This window comes from Achromobacter sp. HZ34 (genome assembly GCF_002209485.1).
Taxonomy (GTDB): Bacteria; Pseudomonadota; Gammaproteobacteria; order Burkholderiales; family Burkholderiaceae_B; genus Bordetella_C.
In genome coordinates, this window is sequence record NZ_NJIX01000001.1 from 1,015,670 (window position 1) to 1,041,062 (window position 25,393).

General features: G+C 65.4%; 20 protein-coding genes. 8 read left to right on the forward strand and 12 right to left on the reverse strand.

Annotation, left to right across the window (positions count from 1 at the left end; translation table 11 throughout):
* Positions 1 to 120: 120 nt before the first annotated feature.
* A complete protein-coding gene (gene ugpQ, locus CEY05_RS04300) occupies positions 121 to 897 on the forward strand; it encodes a glycerophosphodiester phosphodiesterase (RefSeq protein ID WP_088596109.1) in 777 nt (258 codons plus the stop codon).
* 11 nt (positions 898 to 908) lie between these two features.
* Positions 909 to 1,766 (forward strand): 23S rRNA (adenine(2030)-N(6))-methyltransferase RlmJ, encoded by an 858-nt coding sequence (locus CEY05_RS04305; protein ID WP_088596110.1) that lies wholly within the window; start codon positions 909 to 911, stop codon positions 1,764 to 1,766.
* Positions 1,767 to 1,958: 192 nt separating this feature from the next.
* Here CEY05_RS04305 and adeC read toward each other — a convergent pair whose 3' ends face one another.
* From adeC to CEY05_RS04320, 3 genes are read right to left on the reverse strand one after another with little or no spacing between them, the layout of a single operon-like run.
* On the reverse strand, positions 1,959 to 3,491 hold the full coding sequence (adeC, locus tag CEY05_RS04310; RefSeq protein WP_198952704.1) for an AdeC/AdeK/OprM family multidrug efflux complex outer membrane factor: 1,533 nt from the start codon (positions 3,489 to 3,491) through the stop codon (positions 1,959 to 1,961).
* 26 nt (positions 3,492 to 3,517) lie between these two features.
* Positions 3,518 to 6,718, reverse strand: a complete 3,201-nt coding sequence (locus CEY05_RS04315) for an efflux RND transporter permease subunit (RefSeq protein ID WP_088596112.1) — start codon at positions 6,716 to 6,718, stop codon at positions 3,518 to 3,520.
* Between the two features lie 11 nt (positions 6,719 to 6,729).
* The gene (locus CEY05_RS04320; RefSeq protein ID WP_088596113.1) at positions 6,730 to 7,935 is read right to left on the reverse strand and encodes an efflux RND transporter periplasmic adaptor subunit; all 1,206 of its coding nucleotides are present in this window, start codon (positions 7,933 to 7,935) and stop codon (positions 6,730 to 6,732) included.
* Positions 7,936 to 8,188: 253 nt separating this feature from the next.
* Here CEY05_RS04320 and CEY05_RS04325 point away from each other — a divergent pair, with 253 nt between their 5' ends.
* Positions 8,189 to 9,082 carry a LysR family transcriptional regulator gene (locus CEY05_RS04325; RefSeq protein ID WP_088596114.1) on the forward strand — a complete coding sequence of 298 codons (894 nt, stop codon included), beginning with the start codon at positions 8,189 to 8,191 and terminating at the stop codon, positions 9,080 to 9,082.
* Between the two features lie 101 nt (positions 9,083 to 9,183).
* Here CEY05_RS04325 and CEY05_RS04330 read toward each other — a convergent pair whose 3' ends face one another.
* Positions 9,184 to 9,915, reverse strand: a complete 732-nt coding sequence (locus CEY05_RS04330; protein ID WP_088596115.1) for a pseudouridine synthase — start codon at positions 9,913 to 9,915, stop codon at positions 9,184 to 9,186.
* A gap of 137 nt (positions 9,916 to 10,052) precedes the next feature.
* Here CEY05_RS04330 and CEY05_RS04335 point away from each other — a divergent pair, with 137 nt between their 5' ends.
* Complete coding sequence (locus CEY05_RS04335; protein ID WP_088596116.1) at positions 10,053 to 10,709, forward strand: chorismate lyase; 657 nt, start codon at positions 10,053 to 10,055, stop codon at positions 10,707 to 10,709.
* A 16-nt stretch (positions 10,710 to 10,725) separates the two neighbouring features.
* Here CEY05_RS04335 and CEY05_RS04340 read toward each other — a convergent pair whose 3' ends face one another.
* Positions 10,726 to 11,265 carry a YaeQ family protein gene (locus CEY05_RS04340; protein ID WP_088596117.1) on the reverse strand — a complete coding sequence of 180 codons (540 nt, stop codon included), beginning with the start codon at positions 11,263 to 11,265 and terminating at the stop codon, positions 10,726 to 10,728.
* A gap of 137 nt (positions 11,266 to 11,402) precedes the next feature.
* Between CEY05_RS04340 and CEY05_RS30780 the strand changes: the two genes are divergently transcribed.
* Entirely contained in the window at positions 11,403 to 12,008 is a 606-nt protein-coding gene (locus CEY05_RS30780; protein WP_143220275.1) for a hypothetical protein, read from the forward strand.
* 260 nt (positions 12,009 to 12,268) lie between these two features.
* On the forward strand, positions 12,269 to 13,333 hold the full coding sequence (locus tag CEY05_RS04355; RefSeq protein WP_088596120.1) for a tripartite tricarboxylate transporter substrate binding protein: 1,065 nt from the start codon (positions 12,269 to 12,271) through the stop codon (positions 13,331 to 13,333).
* A 164-nt stretch (positions 13,334 to 13,497) separates the two neighbouring features.
* Here CEY05_RS04355 and CEY05_RS04360 read toward each other — a convergent pair whose 3' ends face one another.
* The 5 genes from CEY05_RS04360 to CEY05_RS04380 all read right to left on the reverse strand — a co-directional run bounded on the left by CEY05_RS04360 (position 13,498) and on the right by CEY05_RS04380 (position 20,536).
* Positions 13,498 to 15,444, reverse strand: coding sequence for a dipeptide ABC transporter ATP-binding protein (locus CEY05_RS04360; RefSeq protein WP_198952670.1), 1,947 nt, complete (start codon positions 15,442 to 15,444; stop codon positions 13,498 to 13,500).
* Between the two features lie 4 nt (positions 15,445 to 15,448).
* Positions 15,449 to 16,327, reverse strand: a complete 879-nt coding sequence (locus CEY05_RS04365) for an ABC transporter permease (protein WP_088596121.1) — start codon at positions 16,325 to 16,327, stop codon at positions 15,449 to 15,451.
* Positions 16,324 to 17,268 (reverse strand): ABC transporter permease, encoded by a 945-nt coding sequence (locus CEY05_RS04370; protein ID WP_088596122.1) that lies wholly within the window; start codon positions 17,266 to 17,268, stop codon positions 16,324 to 16,326. The genes CEY05_RS04365 and CEY05_RS04370 overlap by 4 nt, the downstream gene beginning before the upstream one ends.
* 86 nt (positions 17,269 to 17,354) lie before the next feature.
* On the reverse strand, positions 17,355 to 18,869 hold the full coding sequence (locus CEY05_RS04375) for an ABC transporter substrate-binding protein (protein ID WP_088596123.1): 1,515 nt from the start codon (positions 18,867 to 18,869) through the stop codon (positions 17,355 to 17,357).
* Positions 18,870 to 18,907: 38 nt separating this feature from the next.
* Positions 18,908 to 20,536: a gamma-glutamyltransferase family protein gene (locus tag CEY05_RS04380; protein WP_088596124.1), complete on the reverse strand. Its 1,629-nt coding sequence runs from the start codon at positions 20,534 to 20,536 to the stop codon at positions 18,908 to 18,910.
* 354 nt (positions 20,537 to 20,890) lie between these two features.
* Here CEY05_RS04380 and CEY05_RS04385 point away from each other — a divergent pair, with 354 nt between their 5' ends.
* The gene (locus CEY05_RS04385; protein WP_088596125.1) at positions 20,891 to 21,778 is read left to right on the forward strand and encodes a LysR family transcriptional regulator; all 888 of its coding nucleotides are present in this window, start codon (positions 20,891 to 20,893) and stop codon (positions 21,776 to 21,778) included.
* Between the two features lie 16 nt (positions 21,779 to 21,794).
* Here the strand turns inward: CEY05_RS04385 and CEY05_RS04390 are convergent, their stop codons facing one another.
* On the reverse strand, positions 21,795 to 22,133 hold the full coding sequence (locus CEY05_RS04390) for a P-II family nitrogen regulator (protein WP_057651316.1): 339 nt from the start codon (positions 22,131 to 22,133) through the stop codon (positions 21,795 to 21,797).
* A gap of 30 nt (positions 22,134 to 22,163) precedes the next feature.
* Positions 22,164 to 23,816 (reverse strand): NAD+ synthase, encoded by a 1,653-nt coding sequence (locus tag CEY05_RS04395; RefSeq protein ID WP_088596126.1) that lies wholly within the window; start codon positions 23,814 to 23,816, stop codon positions 22,164 to 22,166.
* Between the two features lie 83 nt (positions 23,817 to 23,899).
* Between CEY05_RS04395 and argH the strand changes: the two genes are divergently transcribed.
* The gene (argH, locus tag CEY05_RS04400) at positions 23,900 to 25,333 is read left to right on the forward strand and encodes an argininosuccinate lyase (protein WP_088596127.1); all 1,434 of its coding nucleotides are present in this window, start codon (positions 23,900 to 23,902) and stop codon (positions 25,331 to 25,333) included.
* Positions 25,334 to 25,393: the final 60 nt, after the last annotated feature.

Sequence of the window (25,393 nt, forward strand, 5' to 3'; positions counted from 1 at the left end):
CCTGCGGTATCCTTGGCGGATCAGGCTGCTACCGCTCCGCCACGCCCGACTCCTGCGCGACCGTAGCGCCAGCCTTCATGGGGTCCATCGCCCCAGTAACGCTCCATCATTGCCCGCCCTATGACTGCTTCCTCTTTTTCCTGGCCCTATCCGTCCCTCATCGCGCACCGCTGCGGCGGCAAACTGGCGCCGGAGAACACCCCAGCCGCCATGCGGGTGGGCGCCGCGCACGGCTTCGCCATGTTCGAGTACGACGTCAAGCTGAGCAAGGACGATGTGCTGTTCCTGCTGCACGACGACGACCTGGACCGCACCTCCAATGGCCAGGGGCCGGCCAAGGACAGGACCTGGGCCGAGCTTTCCGCCCTGGACGCCGGCTCCTGGCTGTCCCCTACCTATGCCGGCGAGCGCATGGCCACCCTGGATGAGGTGGCGGCATTTACCCTTCAGCAGGCCATCGCCAGCAATGTGGAAATCAAGCCCTGCCCTGGCCGCGAGGCGGAAACCGGCACCGCCGTGGCCCTGGCCGTCCAGCGCCTGTGGCAAGGCGCCGCGGTGCCGCCCCTGCTGTCCTCGTTCTCCGAAGACGCCCTGGCCGCGGCCCACGTTGCCGCCCCGCTGCTGCCGCGCGCCCTGCTGGTCGAGAAAATCCCCTCGGACTGGCGCGACCGCATGGTGCAGCACGACTGCGTCGCCTTGAACGTCAACCAGCGCGACGTCACCCCCGAACTGGTGCGCGACGTGCACGCGGCCGGTTACCGCCTGTGCGCCTGGACCGTCAATGACGCCCAGCGTGCCCGCGACCTGCTGGCCTGGGGCGTGGACGGCCTGTTCACCGATATGCTCGATACCATCCGCCCGCCCTTCCCGGCGCCGGCGCAATCCGCCCAAGCCTGAGGGGACCCGTTTTGTTCAGTTATCGCCACGCCTTTCATGCCGGCAATCACGCGGACGTGCTCAAGCACGCCGTCCTGGCCCACGTCCTCGACTACCTGAATCGCAAGGACACGCCCTACTGGGTGATCGACACTCACGCGGGCGCGGGGCTGTACCGCCTGGACAGCGATTGGGCCAACAAGAATGCCGAGTATGCCGACGGCGTTGCCCGCCTGTGGGACCGGACTGACCTGCCGCCGCTGTTTGCCCGCTATATGGAGCTGGTGCGCGGCCATAACATCGACGGCCACCTGCGCAACTATCCGGGTTCGCCCTGGCTGACGCTCGAAGCCCTGCGCGAAAGCGACCGCCTGCGCCTGTTCGAAATGCATCCCAGCGAAGCGGAGGTGCTGGTGCGCAACCTGGAGCACCAGGGCCGCGTGGCGCTGCGCCAGACCACGATCTATGACACCGACGGCTTCGAGGGCGTGAAAGCCCTGCTGCCGCCGCCCCCGCGCCGCGGCCTGGTGCTGATCGACCCGTCCTACGAGGACAAGCAGGATTATCGCCGCGCCCTGACCACGGTGAAGGAAGGCGTGAAGCGCTTCGCCACCGGCACCTATGCGGTCTGGTACCCGCAGGTGCAGCGCCGCGAATCCAACGAACTGCCGCGCCAGCTGGAGCGTCTGGAGGTCAAGAGCTGGCTGCACGTGGCCCTGTCGGTTCGGAAGCCCGGCGCCGACGGCTTCGGCCTGCACGGCAGCGGCATGTTCCTGGTCAACCCGCCCTGGACGCTGCATGCTGCCCTGAAGGAGGCCATGCCCTGGCTGACCCAACTGCTGGCGCAGGACGACCGCGCCAGCTACACGCTGGAACACCGCGAGGGGTAAGCGCCTCCCTTGCATGCCGGAGCCGCCAAGCCGGCCCCGCCGGCCCCGCCGGCACTGGCCACTGGCCACTGGCCACTGGCGCTGGCACTGGCACCTGCGCCGACACGCAGCATGGGCGCTGCAAAAAACAGAAGGCCTGGAATCGTTCACCGATTCCAGGCCTTTTTACTTCCACAAGGTCCTTGCCGAAGCCTATTGCGTGACTTGCGTCGCGGCCTGCCCGGCCGGCGCGGCCGACGCCTGCACGGTCTTGTCCGTCCAGCCGCCCCCCAGCGCCTTGTACAAGGTCACCAGATTGGTCAGGCGCGACAGGCGCGTCGTCACCAGCGTCTGCTGCGCCGTGTACAGCGAGCGCTGCGAGTCCAGCACGGTCAGGTAGTTGTCCACCCCCTCGCGGAAGCGCTGCTGCGACAGGTCGTAGGCGCGCTGATCGGCCGCGACCAGCAGTTGCTGCGCCTGGATCTGCTGATCCAGCGTGCCGCGGCCCGCCAGGGCATCGGCCACTTCGCGGAAAGCGGTCTGGATGGCCTGCTCGTACGTGGCCACCTGGATCTGCTTCTGCAGCTTGGCGACATCCAACCCTGCCAGCAGCGAACCACCGGCAAAGATGGGCGTCGTAATCTGCGGCGCGAAGCTCCACGCGCCCGAGCCGCCCTTGAACAAACCGCCCAGGGTGGCGCTGGCCGTGCCCGCGCTGCCCGTCAGCGAGATGGTCGGGAAGAACGCCGCGCGCGCCGCGCCGATATTGGCATTGGCCGCCAACAGGCTGTGCTCGGCCGAACGGATGTCCGGACGGCGCACCAGCAGGTCGGACGGCAGGCCGGCCGGCAGGTTGGTCGGGATCAGCGCATCGTCCAGGCGCCCCGAGGCTTCCAGGCTGGCCCGCAATTCGGCCGGCACGGGATTGCCCAACAGCAGCACCAACGCATTCATGTCCTGCGCCACCTGGCGCAGGTACTGGGCATGGTTGCTTTCGGCGGTACGCACCGACACCTCGGCCTGGCTCAGGTCCAGGGCCGTGGCGACGTCACCGTCGTAGCTCTGCTTGGTCAGGTCGTAGGAATCGCGCTGGCTCTTCAGCGTGTCCTCGGTCAGCTTCAGCAGTTCCTGGTCCGCGCGCAAGGTCAGGTAAGCGTTGGCCACTTCCGCCACCAGGCTCAGCTGGGTGGCGTTGCGCGTCTCGTCCTGCGCCAGGTAGGTCTGCAGGGCCTGTTCCGACAGGCTGCGGATGCGGCCGAACAGGTCCAGTTCCCACGACAGCGACGCGCCCACCTGGTAGGTGTGCGAGGTCACCGCCTGGCCGCTTTGCGTCAGGTCACCCGGCGTGCGCTGCGCGCTCTCCGTCGCCCCCAATCCCACCGTCGGCAGGATGTCGGAGCGCTGGATGCGGTACTGCGCCTGCGCCGCCTGCACATTGAGCGCGGCGATGCGCAGATCGCGGTTGTTCGACAGCGACAGGTCGACCAGCTGTTGCAGCAGCGGATCGGGGAACATCTCGCGCCAGCCGATATCGGCGGTGGGTACACCCGCCTGGCTGGCGGGCTTGGACGCCGCGTTGGCCGGCATGGTGTACGCCGCACCGGCGGGATACGCCGCGTCCACCGGCGCGTCGGGGCGCTGGTAGTCGGGAATCAGCGTGCACCCGGCCAGGGCGGTGGCCAGGGCCACCGCCAGTGCCAGGCGGGCGGGACGCAGGACGCGCAGTGGAGACGGCAAGGACGACATCTTGTTCTTATGCATGACTAGGGCGTTCATTCAGCATGCCCTCCCGACGGCTCGGAAGCAGGCTGCTGCCGGGGTTGATGCCGGACATCGTTGGGATCGTGCGGATCGCCGGTCTCGCTCGCGCGCTTCACGCGGAACAGCTTGAGCATGACCACGAAGAACATCGGCACGAAGAAAATGGCCAGGAACGTCGCGGACAACATACCGCCGATCACGCCGGTACCGATGGCGTTCTGGCTGCCCGAACCGGCGCCGGAGGAAATCGCCAGGGGCACCACGCCCAGGATGAAGGCCAGCGACGTCATCAGGATGGGCCGCAGGCGTTGGCGCGCGGCATGCACGGCCGCCTCGGTCAGACTGGCCCCGGCCTCGTAGTGTTCCTTGGCGAATTCCACGATAAGAATCGCGTTCTTCGCCGCCAGCCCCACGGTGGTAAGCAGCCCCACCTGGAAGTAGACGTCGTTGGACAGCCCGCGCAACAGCGTCGCCGCCAGTGTCCCGATGATGCCCAGGGGCACCACCAGCATCACCGCTGTCGGAATCGACCAGCTTTCATACAAGGCGGCCAGGCACAGGAACACCACGATCAGCGAGATCGCGTACAGCGCCGGCGCCTGCGAACCCGACATGCGTTCCTCGTAGGACAAGCCGGTCCATTCGAAGCCGATACCTTGCGGCAGCTTCGCCGCCATGCGCTCCATCTCCGCCATGGCCTGGCCGGTACTCTGGCCGGGCGCCGGCTGGCCCAGGATTTCATACGCGGGCACGCCGTTGTAGCGGTTCAGCTTCTGCGCGCCGAAGGTCCACTCCGCCGTCGCGAATTGCGAGAACGGGACCATGCCGCCGCTGCTATTGCGCACGTACCACTTGTTGAGATCGTCCGGCAGCATGCGCGACGTGGGGATGCCCTGCACATACACCTTCTTCACGCGGCCGCGGTCGATGAAGTCGTTGACGTAGGAGGAACCCCAGGCCGTGCTGAGCGTGCTGTCGATATCGGAGATCGACAGGCCGAGCACCTGGGCTTTCTCGCGATCGATGTTCAAGGTGTACTGCGGCGCATCTTCCACGCCGTTGGGACGCACGCCCGTCAGCAGCTTGTTCTGCATGGCCTGGCCGAGCAGCTGGTTGCGCGCGGCAAGCAGCTTGTCGTGGCCCACGCCGGCACGGTCCATCAGCATGAAGTCGAAACCGGTGGCATTACCCAGTTCCAGCACCGCGGGCGGCGCGAAGGCGAACACCTGCGCCGTGCTGATGTTCTTGCCGAACCACGCCTGCGTGCGCGCGGCCAGCGCACCGACTTTCTGCTTGGCCGAACCGCGATCGGCCCAGTCATGCAGCTTGATGAACATCATGCCGGCGTTCTGGCCGCGGCCGCCGAAGTTGAAGCCGTTGATGGCGAACACCGATTCGACCGTGTCCTTCTCGTCGTCCAGCATGTGCTTGGTGGCCTTGTCCAGGACCGCCTGCGTCTGCTCGGCCGTCGAACCGTTGGGACCCAGCACCTGGGCAAACATGATGCCCTGGTCCTCTTCCGGCAGGAAGGAGGTCGGCACGCGCATGAACATGAACACCATGCCGGCGACCAGCAGCAGGTAGATGAACATCAGGCGCTTGGTGCGATTCAGGCCGCGCGACACCGTGTTCGCGTAGCCGTGGCTGCCGCGGTCGAAGTTGCGGTTGAACCAGCCGAAGAAGCCCGTCTTGGCGCCGTGATGGCCCTTCGGGATAGGCTTGAGCAAGGTGGCGCACAGCGCCGGCGTGAACACCAGGGCCACGATCACCGACAGTGCCATGGAGGCCACGATGGTGATGGAGAACTGGCGATAGATCACGCCCGTGGAGCCGCCAAAGAACGCCATCGGCACGAACACGGCCGCCAGCACCATGGCGATACCCACCAGCGCACCGGTGATCTGCTGCATGGACTTCCTGGTCGCCTGGCGGGGTGTGAGCCCCTCCTCCGCCATCAGGCGTTCGACGTTTTCCACCACCACGATGGCGTCATCCACCAGCAGGCCGATGGCCAGCACCATGCCGAACATGGTCAGGGTGTTGATGGTGAAACCGGCCAGCGCCAGCACGGCGAAGGCGCCCAGCAGCACCACCGGCACCGCCAGCGTCGGGATCAGCGTGGCCCGGAAGTTCTGCAGGAACAGATACATCACCAGGAACACCAGCACGATGGCTTCGCCCAGGGTCTTGAACACTTCCTCGATCGACAGGCTGACGAAGGGCGTGGTGTCGTAGGGATACACCACGTCCATGCCGGCCGGGAAGAAGGGTTTCAGGCCGTCGATGGTGGCGCGGATGGCCTTGGCCGTATCCAGTGCGTTGGCACCCGGCGCCAGCTTGATCGCCAGGCCGGCGGCCGCCTGGTTGTTGTACTTGCTGTCGATGGTGTAGGACGAGGCGTTCAGCTCGGTGGTACCGACGTCGCGGATACGCACTTGCGAACCGTCCGGGTTCACCTTCAGCAGGATGTTGCCGAACTGCTCGGGCGTCTGCAGGCGCGACGGACCGATGATGGTCGCCGTCAGCTGCTGCCCGCGCACGGCGGGCAAGCCGCCCAGCTGGCCGCTGGAGATCTGCACGTTCTGCGCGCTGATGGCGGCGGTTACATCCACCGTCGTCAGGCCGTAGTTCAGCAGCTTGGCCGGATCCAGCCAGATGCGCATGGCGTAGGACGAACCGAACAGCTGGAAGTCACCCACGCCGTTGGTACGGCTGATGGGATCCTGCACATAGGACGCCACGTAGTCGGCCAGGTCGGCGCGCGACATATTGCCGTCGCGCGAGATGAAGCCCGCCACCATCAGGAAGTTCTTGGTGGCCTTCGTCACGCGTATGCCCTGCTGCTGTACTTCCTGCGGCAGCAGCGGCGTGGCCAGCGACAGCTTGTTCTGCACCTGCACCTGCGCCGTATCGGCGTTGGTGCCCTGGCGGAACGTGATGGTCATGGTGACGCTACCGTCGGCCGAGCTTTCGGAATACATGTATTCCAGGCCGTCGATACCGTTCATCTGCTGTTCGATCACCTGCACCACGGTGTCCTGCACCGTCTGCGCCGAGGCGCCCGGGTAGGTCACCTGGATGGCGATGGAAGGTGGCGCGATATTCGGGTACTGCGAAACGGGCAGGCCGAAGATCGACAGGGCGCCCGCCAGCATCATGACGATGGCGATCACCCAGGCGAATACCGGCCTTTCAATAAAAAACTGTGCCATGCTGCGGGCTCCTAGCGGGCTTGCGCCGCCGCGGCCGGAGCCGCCTGATTCTGGTCGGCCGGCGCCGGAGTGGCGGCGACTTCATTGGCCGTGACTTCCGCCCCGGGACGGATGGTCTGCAGACCTTCGAGCACGACGCGATCGCCGGCTTTCACACCGTCGGTCACCAGCCAGTTGCTGCCGATGGCGCGGTCGGTCTTGATTTCGCGCAGTTCGATCTTGTTCTGCGCATTGACCACCATCACGGTGGGTGTGCCGTTCTGGCTGCGCGTGACACCCCTCTGCGGTATCAGCAGACCTTGGTCCCTGACACCGTCGCTCAAGCGGGCCCGTACGAACATGCCGGGCAACAGACGGTGCTCGGGGTTGGGGAACAGGGCCCGCAGCGTCACCGCGCCGGTGCTCTGGTCGACCGTGACTTCGGAAAACTGCAGCTTGCCCTGGTGGTTGAACTTGCTGCCGTCTTCCAGCGTCAGGTCGACCTGGGCCGCCTGGTCGCCTTCGGCACGCTTGATCAAGCCCTGGGCCAACTGGTCCTGCAAACGCAACAATTGGGCGCTCGACTGCACGACGTCCACGTAGATGGGGTCGATCTGCTGCACCGAGGCCAGCGCGGTGGTCTGGTTGGCGGTCACGAGCGCACCCTCGGTCACCGAGGAACGGCTGATGATGCCTTCGATGGGCGACAGCACGCGCGTATAGACCAGGTTGATGCGCGCCGTGTCGACGGCGGCCTTGGCCGACAGCACATCGGCAGCGGCCTGGTCGCGCGTGGCGACGGCGTCGTCATAGGTCTGGCGGCTGACGGCGCGGGTCTCGACCAGGGGTTTGTAGCGCTGCGCCAGCAGGGCCGCCGTCTTGACGGATGCCTCGGCACGCGCCTGGGCGGCGCGGTTGCTGTCCAGGGTGGCCTGATACAGCGCGGGGTCGATCTGGTACAGCTGCTGGCCGGCCTTGACGTTGCCGCCTTCGGTGAAGGTGCGCTTGAGGACGATGCCGTTGACCTGCGGCCGCACCTCAGCAATGCGGAAAGCCGCGGTACGCCCCGGCAGTTCGGTGGTCAACGTAACCGGCTGGGTCTTCAGGGTCAACACGCCTACCGTGGGTTTGCCACCGGCTTGCGGGGCATCGTCTTTTTTACCGCACGCCGCCAGGGCGAGGGTCAAAGCAGCGAGCGCCACTACCGCGCCCGTGCGCGCAGCGGTCTTTTTTTTCATTTGTTGCATTTCCTGGTTCCAACGAAAGCGGGGGCTGGGACGCCTGCAGGCCGCAAGCCGAAGTGTGTTAGGCGCTTATTAAGCTTTTATTGGGGCTGAATAAGACGAGGCCTAATTTATACCATTCGTTCAAATTGCTGCGGTGCAAAAGGGAGCATTGTGCACTATTCCACTGGGGTAACAAAGAAACCTTCCACGAAAACATAGTTCCACTCATGGGATAATATCCATCATGAGCAAACAGTTACAAACGATGGAGTTGTTCGTCGAGGTGGCCAAGGCGAAAAGCTTCAGCCGCGCCGCCCTGGTACTCGGCGTACCGAAATCCACCCTCTCCAGACAGGTGGCAGAGCTAGAACGTTCCCTTGGCCTGCGTCTGCTTAGCCGGACCACGCGAAAAGTGGAGCTGACCGACGCTGGAGAGCGTTATTTTGCCCGTTGCCAGCATATCGTGGCAGAGGCCCAGGTGGCTCATGAAGAAATCATGGATCTTGCCAGTACGCCCTTCGGGCCGCTACGTGTGAACATGCCGGCGGACTTCGGCACGGACTTCCTGGCCGAGATCTTCATGGAATTCTCCTGCCGCTTTCCGGACGTGACGTTTCGCCTGGACCTGGCGGCGCCGGAGCATGCCGGCCAGGTGTTCCAGACCTGCGACGTCGCCATCGAGATTGGCGAGCAGCCTGCGCAGACCCGTATCGCGCGCCAGTTGGGCGTGATGTCGGCCCATCTTTACGCGGCGCCCCGTTACCTGGCCGAGCATGGCGAGCCTGCCCATCCGGCCGACCTGGCGGAGCATGAGTGCATCGAATTCCGCGCTACCCAGGGGTCGCGCGTGACGCGCTGGCCCTTGCATAGCCGAGGAGAACACATCGAGTTCCATCCCGGCAAGCGGTTCTCCCTGAACAGCACGGGGATGATCCGGCGCCTGGCGGTGCTGGGCGCGGGCATCGCCATCCTGGCCGAGGACAGCGCCCGGCCGGAACTGGCGGCGGGCACCTTGCGGCGTGTCTTGCCGGATTGGGAAGCCGGGCCATTCCCCGTATACGCGGTCACCGAAACGCGGCTGCTACCCGCCAAGACCCGGATCTTCGTCGATTTCCTGACGGAACGGCTACGTAAAGGCTTGAACCGCGGGGCCTCCTGACGGGCCAAGTTCCCCATCCTTCCAAGGGATATGCTCTCCCCGTCAGGGGAGAGCATATTTATCTCTGTACCCCCGAAGGGGTCATTGCCGCAGGCGCGGATCTAGAACTTTTCGTTGTCGCGCAGATAGCGCCATTGCCCCATGGGCAGATCGGCCAGCGCCACGCGGCCGATGCGCACGCGCTTCAGGCCCACGACTTTCAGGCCGACCAGTTCGCACATGCGTCGAATCTGCCGCTTCTTGCCTTCCCTGAGGATGAAGCGCAGCTGGTCATCGTTCTGCCACTCCACATACGCCGGTCGCAGCGCCTTGCCGTCCAGCGACAGGCCGTGGTTGAGCAAGGCCAGGCCATTCGGCCCCAGGCGCCCTTGCACGCGCACCAGGTATTCCTTTTCGACGTCGGAGTCTTCGCCGATCAGATGCTTGGCGATACGGCCATCCTGGGTCAGCACCAGCAGGCCCGTGGAGTCGATGTCCAGGCGGCCCGCCACGGCCAGTCCCTGCAGATGGGCGCGTTCGAAGCGCAACGGGGCGCGGTCGTTGGCGGCGCGGCTGCGCGGAGTGACCAGCACCACCGCGGGTTGGTAGCCTCCTTCCGCCTGGCCGGACACGTAGCCGATAGGCTTGTTGATCAGTATGGTGACCCGCGAGGTCTGGCGCGCCTGCGCGGCGCGTTCCAGCGTGATGACCTGGTCGGGAAAGGCGCGCGCGCCCAGTTCGGCGACGACCTCGCCGTCGACCCGGACCCAGCCGCGCTCGATATAGCTGTCGGCCTCGCGGCGTGAACACAGCCCGCGTTCGGACATGAGCTTGGAGATGCGTACTTTTTCCATTGGGACTGAGGCGGGTAAAACCGGCATTTTACGTTGCGGATGGATTACAGGAACCGAAGCGCCGGCTTTATGCCGATCATCGCGGTCGTCGCAGGCCCATTTTGCGGCGTGGCGCGAGCACGGGATAATACGGCGCCATGAAGACTCCACATCTGCCCGCCGGGGGCTGGTCGTACACCGCACCGCCCTCCCTTACCGCCGTCCAGAAATATTGGTTGTTCCGTCCCGGCGCCCTCACGGCTGGCCTGCGCCAGCTGGGCGCGATGCGCCTGCGCGTGCTGGCCGAATACGCCGAGGGCGCGCGGCCGGACGAAGCGCTGGCCTTGCACCTGGCCCCGGGCGCGGCGGTGTGGGTGCGGGAAGTCCTGATGTCGGTGGATGACGTCGACAGCGTGGTCGCCCGCAGCATCACGCCATTGGCGGCATCGCGTGCCATGTGGCAAGGCATGCGGCGCCTGCGCACACGGCCGCTGGCCGACATGCTGTACCACGACAGCAGTGTGCGCCGCTCCCGCTTCGTCTGCCGCCGCCTGGCGGCGCCGGTGCCATTCCATCGCACCGCGGCGGGCGTGGCAGGCGGGTCGGGCGCAGGATCGGATGCGAGGTCAGGCGTGATGAGCGCAGGCTCAGGCGCAGCGGCCGCGAGCCACGCCATCACACCACTTGTCCTGGCGCGCCGATCGGTATTCTGGCGCATGGGTCAACCGCTGCTGGTGGCCGAAGGCTTCCTGCCCGAATTCTGGCAGCACGCCCGCATCCTGCACGACTCCCGTCTGCCCCTGCGCGGGAAATGATGCGTCCAGCCGCGTGTCACCGCCAGAGCTGCGGTGACACGGTCACTTCGCCGCCCGGGGCGGTTACGTACAACTCGCCGTCCTGCACGTTCACGTGCAGATCCATGGTGCGCTGGGCCAGGCGGCCGAGTTCCTGGGTCGCCGTCGACGGCAAATAGACCAGGCTCAGGTTGCGCGTCCGCTCCAACTTGTTGCGGATGCCGTTCCACCAGATATCGCTGGCGTGGCCGTAGCAGTACACGATTACCTGGTCGGCGCGGCCGCAAGCCTTGAGCAGGCGGCGTTCATCGGGCTGGCCGATTTCTATCCAGGTCTGGATGGACCCCGTCAGGTCCTTGCGCCAGAGATCGGGCTCATCGGCCTCGCTCAAGCCCTTGGTGAATGCCAGGGTCTCTTCGGCGTCCGCGTTGATCGCGTAGGCCAGCAGACGCACCATGAGCCGTTCGTCCGTCTCCGATGGATGACGCGCCACGACACAGGAATGGCTGCCGTAGTAATGCCGGTCGCCGTCCGAGATATGCAGATCGGCCTTGTAGATGGTGGCACGCAACGCCATGCAGAAAGATCCAGAGAACACGCCAATACCGGCGCAAGGCCGTAATCATAGCCGGTGCTGGCCGAAGCCGAAGATCGGTGGAACCGAATCGCAGGCGCGGGTCCGAAATCTACTCCACCTCAATGGGAGTAAACGTCATGTACAGCGCCTCTATCTCCTCCAATGGCAGCGTTTCGCGGCTTTCGGGCGACAGCGATCATACCGATGCCGCCCCTGCGCGAACACCGCCGGGCAGCACCGCCGGCACCATCGCCGACAACAGCGCCGGCACCACCAGTGGCCCGGCCAGAATCGATGACGGCAATCCACGCGCGGGCTTATGGATGCCGGCCGCCGCAAGGAATGCGCAGCGCCCCGAAATATCGGGAACCCTGCCGGCGCAGCCAAGGACGAACGCAGCGCCCCACGCCAGCGGCGGCACGCCCGCGAATGGCGCGGCCGGGACGGCACCGTCCTCGCCCGTGGCCCGTTTGAAGCGGGACTGCGAGCAGGGAATGCGGATGATAAATACCGGTAGCGCATACATCGACGCTGCCGTCATCCACGCCCAGGTGGCCGGCATGGGCCTGGTGGATTCCGGCAACGTCGAGGCTGTAGAAGAGATCAAGGCGGCGTTGATGAACGTCTACGCCCAAGGGTATGGCAACGGGGCTATCCACGCCGTGTTGAGCCTGGAGGCAGCAATGAGCGAAAGAGAGGCGGCGCGGTCACTCGCCCAGACGTCGACGCATCAGGCTGAATGAAGCCGACGGGGTAAGGTCGACGGGCCAGGTCGACCGAGGTGAAGCGGAGGCGGAAAGGCGCAAAGCGTGCGCGTGGACGGTGCACGCATGCACTCAGCCGGTGCCGTATAGGTGCGAAAAAAGGGGTGCGAAAAAGGGCGGCGTACGTGACCTGCGAGCCCGCACTCGGCCGCGCCGACCCATCTCGAACTGGCATGGATGTTGCATTCGCTTTCAGGTCCGGGACCACGTCGGTGCCAACCTCGATCACAAGGAAATCCATGCCTTTCCGTTCCTCCGCGCCCTCGCGTTCCACTGCAACGGCTCGCCGCCTTGAACGATTGCCACACCAGCAGCGTGGCACACAGCGCCGTACGTTCGCAGCGGCGGTATGCGCCACGCTGCTGGCCGCGACTGCCCTGGCATTGGCCAAGCCGGCGCACGCGGCTTATCCGGAACGCCCCATCCAGGTCGTGATCTCCTTCCCGCCCGCCGGCGCCACCGATATCCTGGCGCGCGCCATCGGCCAGAAGCTGTCCGTGGCCCTCAAGCAGAGTGTCGTGGTCGAAAACCGCCCGGGCGCCGGCGGCGCCATCGGGCTCGCCGCCGCCGCCAAGGCCGCACCGGACGGCTACACGCTCTATCTGGCCGCCATCACCAACCTGGCCATCGCGGCAGCCATCTACAAGGACCAGCCCGCCAGCCTGCAGCGCGATTTCGTGCCTGTCGCCAGCGTGGGCACCGCACCGCACGCCCTGGTCGTGCCGACCTCGCTGGGGATCAGCGACGTCAAGAGCCTGGTGGCGTACCTGCGCGCCGCGCCCGGCCGCTACAACTTCGCCTCGCAAGGCACGGGAACCTTGTCGCACCTGGAATCGGAACTGTTCGAGCAGAAGACCGACACCAAGCTGACCCACATCCCGTACAAGGGCAGCAGCCAGGCGCTGCCTGAGCTGGCCACCGGTTCGTCGGTGATGATGTTCGACAGCCTGTCCGGGTCCATACCGCTGGTGAAGGCCGGCAAATTGCGCTTCCTAGCCGTCGTGTCACCGCAGCGCGCCGCGCTGCTGCCGGACGTGCCCACCATGGCGGAGGCGGGCTTCCCAGATATGCAGGCGGACAATGTGTTCGGCTTTTCCGCACCCAAGGGCACGCCGCAAGCCGTGGTCGATACGCTGGCCAACGCGCTGAAGGAAGTGCTGGCCATGCCTGACCTGAAAGCGGCCCTGGCGGCCCAGGGCGCCGATCTCAGCTACGCGTCCGGCGCGGACATGGCGCGCGTGACGGAGCAGCAGTACAAGACCTGGTCCGATGTCGTGAAGGCGGCGAACGTGAAGCTGGAATAAAGCGGCGCGGTTGACCTGGAAGTCCGGGCCTGCAACTGCGGGCCCAAAAACGCATGAAGCCTGGCCATACGGCCAGGCTTCGTTGCTTCGGGCGGTGGCTGACGCAGTGAAACCGCGCCGCCCTGCCCGGCCACGCTCAGTGCATCAAGCTTAGTGCATCGATATCAATACACCCCGACACTGTGCCGTGCCACGTAGTGGCCTGGCCCCACTTCCACCAGCGGCGCGACCACCGGCTCGTCGCCGACCTTGCGCACCGGGCTGGGGATCTCGTCGACCAGCAGCGAACGCTGGCGATGGCGGCGTTGCGGATCGGCGATCGGCACGGCAGCCATCAGCTTCTTCGTATAGTCGTGCTGGGGATTCTCGAAGATGGCGCGGCGCGGGCCGATTTCCACGATCTGCCCCAGATACATCACGGCCACACGGTGGCTGACGCGTTCCACCACCGCCATGTCGTGCGAAATGAACAGGAAGGACACGCCCAGTTCGCGCTGCAGGTCCAGCAGCAGATTGACGATCTGCGCCTGGATCGACACATCCAATGCCGAGACCGATTCGTCGGCAATCACCACCTTGGGATTCAAGGCCAGGGCACGGGCGATACACACGCGCTGGCGTTGGCCACCGGAAAATTCATGCGGATACCGGCTGATCATCTCCGGCAGCAAGCCGCACTTGTCCATCAGCCAGCGCACCCGATCGCGCGCCGCCTGGCCCTTGGCCGCGCCGTGGATCAGCAGCGGTTCCATGATGGAATCGCCCACGGTCATGCGCGGGTCCAGCGAGCCGAAGGGATCCTGGAAGATGAACTGGATATGGCGGCGCAAGGTCTGCATGGCGGCGCCACGCAGCGCGCCGATGTCGCGGCCGTCGAACTGGATGGAACCGCCCTGGCTCTTGACCAATTGCAGCAATGACCGGCCCGTCGTGGTCTTGCCGCAGCCGGACTCGCCGACCAGCGACAGGGTCTCGCCGGGATACAGGTCGAAGCTGACCTTCTCCACCGCGTGTACGCGACGCTGCACGCGGCCCAGGACGCCGCCGGCAATATCGAAGCGCGTGACCAGGTCACGCACCTTCAGCACCGGACCGTTCTCACGCCGTACCGTGCTGGGCGTGGCGCCGGCGTCTACCGCCGTGGGCGCGTCGAAAGACCTGAGTTCGGCAGCCAGGGCAGGCAGGAGCGATGCGGCGGAGGCAGGCATGGTGCCTGTAGCATCGGACGCTTGCGGCACATTGGCCACATTCAGCAGCGGAAACGGCGCCGGCTCGTCCGTGCCGTGCATCGCGCCCAGGCGCGGCACCGCGGACAACAAGGCACGCGTGTAGGCGTGGCGCGGCTGGGCGAATACCTCGTCCGACCCGCCCTCTTCCACCTTGTCACCCCGATACATCACCAGCACGCGATCCGCCACTTCGGCCACCACGCCCATGTCATGGGTGATGAAGATCACGCCCATATCCATCTCTTCCTGCAATTGACGGATCAATTGCAGGATCTGCGCCTGGATGGTCACATCCAGCGCCGTGGTCGGCTCGTCGGCGATCAACAGCTGCGGCTTGCACGACAGGGCCATGGCGATCATCACGCGTTGGCGCATGCCGCCCGACAACTGGTGCGGATAGCGGTCCAGCACCGACTTGGCCTCGGGAATGCGCACGCGTTCCAGCATGCGCAGGGCTTCGGCACGCGCTGCGCCGGCATCCAGGTTCTGGTGCAGCTGCAGCGCCTCGGCGATCTGCCGGCCCGATGTGAAGCTGGGATTCAGCGACGTCATCGGCTCCTGGAAGATCATGGCCACGTCGGCGCCGCGCACGCTTTGCAGCGTCTGCTCCGACGCGGCGGTCATGTCCAGGACTTCATTATTGCGGCGGCGCAAGTGGATGCTGCCGTTGGCGATGGTGCCGCCGCCGTACTCGACCAGGCGCATCAGCGCCAGCGACGTCACCGACTTGCCGGAACCGGACTCGCCCACGATGGCCAGGGTCTCGCCCCGATCCACATGGAAGGAAACATTGCGCACCGCTTCCACGGTGCGGTCGTGGGTCTTGAAGCGCACGGTCAGGTCTTCGACCTGTACCACGCGCTGGGTATCGATCATGGCCATGTTTTTATTTGTCCTGACGCGGATCCAGGGCGTCGCGCAAGCCGTCGCCCAACAGGTTGAATCCCAGCACCGCCAGGAAAATCGCCGAGCCCGGGAAAATCGACATCCAGGGCGCCTGCGTCATGAAGTTTTTCGCCGTGTTCAACATCGAGCCCCAGGACGGATTGGGCGGTTGCAAGCCCAGGCCCAGGAAAGACAGGCTGGCCTCGGCGATGATGGCCGTGGCGATGGTGATGGTGGCCTGCACGATCAGCGGCGCCATGATGTTCGGCAGCACGTGCCGCACAAGGATGCGCGTATCGGACGCACCCAGGGCCCGCGCGCTCTGCACGTAGTCCTCGCTGCGCACCGCCAGCGCCTGCCCGCGCGCCAGGCGCACGAACTTGGGCGCGGCCGACACCCCGATGGCGATCATGGCATTGACCAGGCTGGGCCCGAGAAACGCCGCCAGCGCGATTGCCAGGATCAGGAAGGGAATCGCCAGCAGCGCCTCGGTCACGCGCGAGATCACGCTGTCGGTCCAGCCGCCGAAGTAGCCGGCCGCCAGCCCGAAAGGCACACCCACCACCATGGCGATGACCACGGACGCCAGGCCCGCCATCAGCGACGCACGGGCGCCGAAGACCATGCGGCTGAAGATGTCACGGCCCAGCTCGTCGGTGCCCAGCCAGAAGGTGGCCGACGGCGCCTTGCGGATGGTCGAGAAGCTGGTCTGGAAAGGATCGTGGTTGGCGATCAGCGGCGCCAGGATGGCGACCACCACGAAGAACAGGACAATCGCCGCGCCCACCATGGCGATGCGATTGCGTTTGAATTTACCCCAGGCCCGGTTGCCGCTACGTGGCGGCACGGTGGGCGCGGGTGCGGCGGAAGTTGCGCTCATGAGTGCCTCAGACGGGGATTGACGACGATGTAGAGAATATCGGCCAGCAGGTTCATGGCGATGAAGCCCACGGCCACGCACAGCACCACGCCCTGCACCACCGCGTAGTCGCGGTTGAACACGGCGTCGACCACCAGCTTGCCGAAACCGGGAATGGTGAACACCTGCTCCGTCAGCACGGCGCCGGCCAGCAGTTCACCGAACAGCAGCGTGACCAGGGTGATGATGGGCATCAGCGCATTGCGCAAGGCATGGCGCATCACCACGTTGCGCGGCGACACGCCCTTGGCGCGGGCGGTGCGCACATAGTCGGCGCCCAGCGCTTCCAGCATGGACGAGCGCGTATGGCGCATCAGGTAGGCCGCCAGCGACGTCGACAGCACAATGGCCGGCATCAGCATGGTCTTCATCGACAACCAGAAATCCTCGAAGGGCGACACATAGCCCGACGCGGGCAGCCAGCGCAGCTGCACGGACACCACCATGATCAGGATGATGCCCAGCCAGAAATTGGGTATGGACATGCCGGATAGCGCCGCCACGTTGGCGCCGTACTCCGTGAGCTTGCCCTTGCGCACCGCCGCCAGGATGCCTGTTGGTATTCCCACGATCAGCGCCAGCACCATGGCCATGGCAGCCAGTTGCAGGGTCACGGGCAGCTTCTGGGCAATCAACTCGGTAACGGGCACGTCGGTGCGCAGGGACTTGCCCAGGTCACCGGTCAGCACCTGCTTGACCCACGCCACGTATTGGACGGGCATGGGATCGTTGAGATGGTATTTCTCACGCAGGTAGTCGAGGACCGCGGGGTCGCGTTCCTCTCCCGCCAGGGTCAGCACGGGATCGCCCGGCAACAGTTTTTGCAGCGCGAACACGATGATCGACACCAGTATCAGTGTCGGTATCGCGACGATCACACGGCGCAGGATGAGCTTGATCATGGGGGTACCGCAAGGGTAAGTCTTGAAAAATGCCAAACGCGCGGAATCTTCCCACAGGGGGAAGACACCGCGCGCCAAAGCTTGCTTTACTTCTGGGCGAAGGACACGCCCTTCAGACGGATCATACCGTCAGGGTACGGCATGAAACCTTGCACCTTGCGCTGCATCGCGAAAGGCCAGGGCTGGAAGTACAGGAACGTATCGGCCACATCCTTGCGCAGGATGGTCTGGGCCTGGTCGTACAGGGCCTTGCGCTTGGCTTCGTCCGGCACCTTGCGGGCATCGAACAGCAGCTTGTCCACGTCGGCATTGCAATACTGGCCATCGTTCAGTTCGCCCTTGCAGGTGACGAACTGGGTGATGTTGCCGTCCGGGTCGGGACGGCCGGACCAGCCGCGCAAGGCCACTTCGAAGTTGCCGTTGTGCATCTGGCCCAGCAAGGCGGCGTAGTCGGTGGGTCGCAGGCTGAGTTCGATGCCGGCTTCACGCGCCATGGCCTGGATCATTTCGGCGATCGCGGCGGTGGTCGTGTTGTTGCCGAAGGCGAGTTCGCCCTTGACCTGCGGCTTGCCGGCTTCCTTCAGCAACGCCTTGGCCTTCTCGACGTCGCGCTTGACCAGCGGGAACTTGTCGCTGTGGTAAGGGCTGGCCGGGGGAAACGGCTGGTTGGCCGCCTGGTAGATGCCGCCACCCACCACCTCATTGATGGCGTCACGGTCCAGCGACAGCTCGAACGCTTCGCGCACGCGCGGGTCGCGGAAAGGATTGCTTTCCGCGCGCTTGCCGTTGTTCGAGTTGAACACCACTTCCTGGAAGCCCAGGCCGGCCACCGACGAGAAGTGCAGGCTGCTGTCCTTCTTGACGTCGGGCGCGTCGGACGGGCTCAGGCGCTCCAGCATATCCAGTCCGCCGGCGCGCAGGTTCTGCAGGCGCACGGTGGTATCCGGAATCGGCAGGAAGGTGATGCGACTGAAATGGTAGTCCTTGGCGTCGTAGTACTTGTCGAACTTGTCCAGCACGATGCGATCGTTCTGCACGCGTTCGACGAACTTGTACGGGCCCGAGCAGATCGGCTTGCGGCCTACCGCGTTGGGATCCTTGGGATCGAAGCTGTCGGGCGCCAGCATCATGCCGGCGCGGTCGCTAAGCTGGGCCAGCAGCGTGGCATCGGGCCCCTTGAGCGTCAGCACCAGGGTTTCGGCATCCGGCGCCTCGACCTTGTCCACCGATGCCAGTTCGCCCTTGCGGAAGCTGTCCGGCAAGGTGCGCGCGCGGTCCAGGTTGGCCTTGGCGGCAGCGGCGTCGAACTTGCTGCCGTCATGGAACACGACGTCCTTGCGCAGCTTGAACGTCAACACCGTGTTGTCGGTGTTCCAGTTCCACGACGTCGCCAGTTGCGGCACGATGTGCAGGCGCGGATCGATGTCGACCAGCTTGTCGCACAGCGAAGTGAAAACGATGCGGCCGACGTAGGTGCGCGCGCGCGCCGGGTCGAGCACATCCGGGTCTTCCTGCAGGCCGATGCGGATCTCCTGCGCCAACGTGGCGCCGGAAGCCAGCATCAGGACCGCGGCGCCGATGGCGCTTGCCAGTTTTTTCATATTCCCTTATCCCCTAGGAGTGATCGATCTAACAGGCTTCAGAAGCCCACTGCCTGGCCGTCGCGGCGGCTGTCGCTGGCGGCGACGTAGCCCAGGTCGTGGTCGCTTTCCGACATGCGCCAGATGAACTGGCCGGAGCCGAAGTCCATGTAGGGATCGTTCACGCTCTTCAGCACGTGGCCCAGGTTCTTCAACCCTTCCACGGTGCTGGCGGGCATGGTCGATTCCAGGTCCAGCGTGAAGTCACGGTTGACCTTCCAGCGCGGTGCGTCGCAGGCGGCCTGCGGGTTCTGATGATAGTCCAGCATGCGCGAGACTGTCTGCAGATGGCCTTGCGGTTGCATGTCGCCGCCCATGACGCCGAAGCTCATGACGGGTTTGCCGTCGCGCGTCAGGAAGCCGGGGATGATGGTCTGGAAGGGACGATGGCCGCCCTTCACCACGTTGGCCGCCTTCGGATCCATGGAGAAACCGACGCCGCGGTTCTGCAGGCTGATGCCGGTGCCCGGCACCACCACGCCCGAGCCGAAGCCCATGTAGTTGGACATGATGAAGGACACCATCATGCCGCTTTCGTCGGCGGTGGTCATGTAGATGGTGCCGCCGGCGTGCGGACGGCCCGCGGCGAAATGCGTGGCGCGGTCCAGGTTGATGAGCTTGGCGCGCGAGGCCAGGTAGGCATCGTCGAGCATCTGCTCGGGGGTCACTTCCATGGTGCGGGGGTCGCCGACGTACTTGTACAGGTCGGCGAAGGCCAGCTTCATGGCTTCGATCTGCAGATGCTGCGCGCGCACCGAGTCCAGCGGCAGGCCGGCCTGGTCGAAGCGGTCGAGAATGCCCAGCGCGATCAGCGCAGCGATGCCCTGGCCGTTCGGGGGGATCTCGTGTACTTCGTAGCCGCGGTATTTGCGCGAGATGGGCTTGACGAAGTCGGGACGGTAGTTGCGCAGGTCGTCCAGGGTCATGGCGCCGCCGTTGGCCTTGGCGTGAGCGACGATCTTGGCGGCGATGTCGCCTTCGTAGTAGTCGCGGCCCTTGCTTTCAGCGATGCGGCGCAGGGTCCAGGCGGCTTCCGGAATGCGGAAGTGTTCGCCGACGGCGGGGGCGCGGCCATTGGGCATGAAGGCCTCGGCGAAGCCGGGCTGGTCTTTCAGTTCGGCGGCGGCGGCTTCCCACTTGCGGGCGGTGATGGGGGGCACGGTGTAGCCGCGCTCGGCCACTTCGATGGCGGGCTCGAACAGGGTTTCGAAGGGCAGCTTGCCGAATTTCTCGTGCAGGGCGGCCCAGCCGGCGACGGCGCCGGGGACGGTGACGGTATCCCAGCCGCGCTTGGGCTGGACGGCCAGCCCGTCCTTGCCGGTGCCGTATTTGTTCTTGAAGTAGTCGACGTTCCAGGCGGCCGGGGCCACGCCGGAAGAATTCAGGCCTTGCAGTTCCTTGCCGTCCCACACGATGGCGAAGCAATCGCTGCCCAGGCCGCAGGAGACCGGTTCCGTCAGCGTGATCGTGGCTGCCGCGGCGATGGCTGCGTCGATGGCGCTACCGCCCTTGAGCAGCATGCGCAGGCCGGCTTGCGCGGCCAGCGGATGCGAGGTCGACACGATATTGCGTGCGAACAAGGGCGCGCGGATGGTCGGATACGGGTTTTCCCAGATGAAATTCTTCATATGACGCTCGGCAGGAAGTAAATGGCGTGGGTCAGGCAAACCACGCAAGGTACACGCGTGATTTAATTAAATCAATTTGATTTTTTGTTGTGTCATACAAGAAAATTTTATGAGTCGTTGGGATGTCTTATTCGCCTGCGGCGGCCACCTGCGGGTCAGGTGGGCGCGGCCTACCGGCCGCGCCCGTTGTCTGGGAGGGGCCTGCGGCAACGAACCAGCATGGCAGCGGGTTGGCCGCGACAGCGGGACGGCCGTGGCAGCGCGTCGGCCCCGACAGCGGGTCGGCGGTGAGGGGCCACGATCTGCGGTGTTGGTGGCGAACCGAAATTCAATATTCATGAGCATTGATCTCACATGAGCACTGTCCGATTTCTGCGTACTTTTGTGGCCGTCTCTCGTTACGGCTCTTTTTCGGAGGCGGCCGAGCGGGTGGCGTTGACGCAGGCGGCCGTGAGTTTCCAGATGCGCGCGCTGGAAGAAGAACTGGGCCGGGAGCTGTTCGATCGCAGCGGGCGGCTGGCTATCCTCAATGCCGCCGGACGCGACCTGCTGCCGGAAATCAAGCAATTCCTGGATCTGTACGAAAGAATACGCTCCCCCCGCCGCCCCGGCCCCGGCGAACTGGCCGGATCCGTGGCCATCGGCGCCATCGTGTCATGCATGGGCCTGTTATCCAAGGCCGTATCTACCCTGAAGCGCGAACACGACGGCCTGGACGTGCGCCTGTTCTCGGGCAAATCCAGCGAACTGGCGGGCAAGGTCGAAAGCGGCGAACTGGACGCCGCCCTGGTCGTGGAATCCGGCCGCCGCGTGGCCAGCACGCGCTGGACGCCGCTCTACGAAGAACCCCTGGTGGTCATCGCCCCCGCCAAGGCCACGGGCGCCACCCTGCATGAACTGCTGGAGGGCAACCCCTTCCTGCGTTTCGACCGCACCCAGCGCACCGGCCTGCAGATCGACCGCGTGCTGCGGCGCCTGAACGTGCACGTGCATGAGTTCCTGGAGCTGAACGCGATCGAGACCGTGGTGGAGCTGGTCAGGCAGGAAGTGGGCGTCACCCTGCTGCCCTTGCTGAAGGCCGCGCAATGGGCAACGGCGCCGGACCTGCGGGTGTTACCGCTGCCGGAAGACATCGGCGCGGTCGTACGGTCCATAGGCCTGATCGACCGGCGCGAACACTCACGCCAAGCCATCACCGATTCAATCTTCCAGCGCTGCGCGCAGCTACAGGACGACCGTTAGAACTCGGGGGGGAGCCTTACAGTGCTTCGTCGTCGGCTTCGCCGGTGCGAATCCGGATGGCCTGCTCTACAGGAGTGACGAAAATCTTGCCGTCGCCGATCTTGCCGGTGCGCGACGCCTTGACCACCGCTTCGATGGCCTGCTCCACCAACTCATCCGGCAGCACCACTTCGACGCGGATCTTGGGCAGGAAATCGACCACGTACTCGGCGCCGCGATAGAGTTCGGTATGGCCCTTCTGGCGGCCAAAACCCTTGACCTCGGTGACGGTCAGCCCGCTGACGCCCACTTCGGCCAGCGCCTCGCGCACTTCGTCGAGCTTGAACGGTTTGATGATAGCGGTGACTTGTTTCACTTGAAGTCCTTTCTACTTTTATATCGAGGCTCAGGCGGTTTCGCGAAAGCCGTTGGTGACAGGATAGCGCCAATCCCGGCCGAACGCGCGCGGCGTGATGCGCGGCCCCGGCGGCGCCTGGCGGCGCTTGTATTCATTGATGCGGATCAGGCGCACGACCTGCTCCACCGCTTCCCGCGGAAAGCCCGCGGCGACGATCTCGGCGGCCGACTCGTTGCGCTCCATATAGCGCTCGATGATGCCATCCAGGATGTCATAGGGCGGCAGGCTGTCCTGATCCTTCTGGTCCTCGCGCAACTCCGCCGACGGCGGCCGCGTGATGATGCGGTCCGGGATGATCTCCTGCTCCCGGTTGCGCCACACCGCCAGGCGGTACACCAGCGTCTTGGGCACGTCCTTGATGACGGCGAACCCGCCCGCCATGTCGCCGTACAGCGTGCAATAGCCGGTCGTCATTTCCGACTTGTTGCCGGTGGTCAGCACCAGCCGGCCCGTCTTGTTGGACAGCGCCATCAGCAGGGTGCCGCGCGCACGCGCCTGGATGTTCTCTTCCGTGGCATCCACCGCCAACCCCGCGAAATGCGGCGCCAGCATGGCTTCGAACGAATCCACCACCGAACCGATGGTGATGACGTCATAACGCACGCCCAGGCGCCTGGCCATGTCCTCGGCGTCGATCTGCGAAATATCCGCCGTATAGCGCGACGGCATCATGACGGCGCGCACGTTGTCCGCGCCCAGCGCGTCCACTGCCACCGCCAGCACCACGGCCGAATCGATGCCGCCCGACAGTCCGATGATCACACCGGGAAAACGATTCTTGCCCAGGTAGTCGCGCACGCCCAGCACCAGCGCCTGCCACACCTGCGCTTCGGTCCGCCCTTCGACCACGCCCGGCGCCTGCAGCGGCGCCACGGGCCGCACATTGCCTTCGGCGTCCACCTCGACGGACTGCACGGCTTCGGCGAAATCCGCCAGCCGCGCCGTCATCCGGCCGGCGCGGTCCATGGCGAAGGACGCGCCGTCGAACACCAGTTCATCCTGTCCACCCACCAGATTGGCGTAGATCACCGCGCAATCGCTGACGCTCACGCAGTGGCGCGCCACGCGCTGGCGTTCGTCCTGCTTGCCGGTGTTGTAGGGGGAAGCATTGGGCACCAGCAGCACCCGGGCCCCGGCCGCGCGCGCGGCGGTGGGTGCGCGGTCGAACCACATGTCCTCGCAGATCACCACGCCGAACGTGACGCCGGCGACCTCGAACGTCAGCGGCGTGCCGTCCGCCTGGAAATACCGCTGCTCGTCGAACACCGAATAATTGGGCAGCTCGCGCTTGCGGTAGCAGCCCAGCACCTGGCCCTCGAACAGCACGCTGGCGGCGTTGTACAGCGGCGAACCCGGCGCTCCTGCGGCGCTGTCGACGTGGCCGATCACCACCCGCAGCCCTTTGAATTGCGCCAATTCCTGGCGCAGGCCGTCGAGCACCCGCAACTGTTCCTGCACGAATTGCGGCCGCAACAGCAGGTCTTCGGGCGGATAGCCGGTGAGCACCAGTTCCGGCGTCAGCAGGATGTCAGTGCCCTGTTCATGCGCCTGGCGCGCGGCCGCCAGCACGCGCTGGGCGTTACCGGCCAGGTCTCCGACACAAGCGTTGATCTGCGCGATAGAGACTCGGGCTGTGCTCATTGCTGGGGATGCGGGGGCAGAAAAAGGAGGGATGAAATTATCGCATGCCGCGTTCTCGCCCGGGTTCTATAATCCCCCCCACTATGGCAAACACCAACGCAAATACCCCCTCCTCGTCGCAAGACCAGTTCGCCAACAAGGCGCAAGCCTGGTCCGCCCGCTTCTCCGAGCCGGTTTCCGATCTCGTCAAGCGCTACACCGCCTCGGTGGATTTCGACAAGCGCCTGGCGCGCCATGACATCCAGGGTTCATTGGCCCATGCCGACATGCTGGCCGCCCAGGGCATCATTTCCGACCAGGACCTGGCGGACATCCAGCGCGGCATGACGCAGATCCTCGGCGAAATCGACGCTGGCAGCTTCCAGTGGCTGCTCGACCTGGAAGACGTGCACCTGAACATCGAGAAACGCCTGGTGGAGCTGGTCGGCGATGCCGGCAAGCGCCTGCATACCGGCCGTTCGCGCAATGACCAGGTGGCCACGGACATCCGCCTGTGGTTGCGTGGGGAAATCGATATCCTGGTGGACCTGCTGCGCCAGCTGCGCCATGCCCTGGCCAGCGTGGCCCTGGAAAACGCCGCCACCATCATGCCGGGCTTCACCCATTTGCAGGTAGCCCAGCCCGTGACCTTCGGCCACCATCTGCTGGCGTATGCCGAAATGTTCGGCCGCGACGCCGAGCGCCTGGCCGACTGCCGCCGCCGCGTCAACCGCCTGCCCCTGGGCGCCGCGGCCCTGGCCGGCACCAGCTACCCCATCGATCGCGAGCGGGTCGCCCGCACCCTGGGCTTTGACGGCGTGTGCCGCAATTCGCTGGATGCGGTGTCGGATCGCGATTTCGCCATCGAATTCTGCGCCGCCGCCGCCCTGGTGATGACGCACGTTTCCCGTTTCTCGGAAGAACTGGTGCTGTGGATGAGCCCGCGCGTGGGCTTCATCGACCTGGCCGACCGTTTCTGCACCGGCAGTTCCATCATGCCGCAGAAGAAGAATCCGGACGTCCCTGAACTGGCGCGAGGCAAGACCGGCCGCGTCAACGGCCATCTGGTGGCCCTGCTGACCTTGATGAAGGGCCAGCCCCTGGCCTACAACAAGGACAATCAGGAAGACAAGGAAGGCCTGTTCGACACCGCCGACACCCTGCGCGACACCTTGACCATTTTCGCGGACATGGCAGGCGGCATCAAAGTCAAGGCCGACAATATGCGGGCCGCGGCCCTGCAAGGCTTTGCCACGGCCACCGACCTGGCCGACTACCTGGTCAAGCGTGGCCTGCCCTTCCGCGATGCGCATGAAATCGTGGCCCATGCCGTGCGTGACTGCGAACAGCGCGGCTGCGACCTGGCCGACCTGACCCTGGCCGAACTGCAGGCCTACAACGCTTCCATCGGCGAAGACATCCACCAGGTGCTGACCCTGGAAGGCTCCGTCGCCGCGCGTGACCACATCGGCGGCACCGCTCCCGCCCGCGTGCGCGCCGAAGCCGAACGGGTGCTGGACGAAACGAAGGGCAGTTAATGTCAGAGGCATTGAATTAAAACAGGCACGCTGACGCGTGCCTGTTTTTTTGGAGTTTCT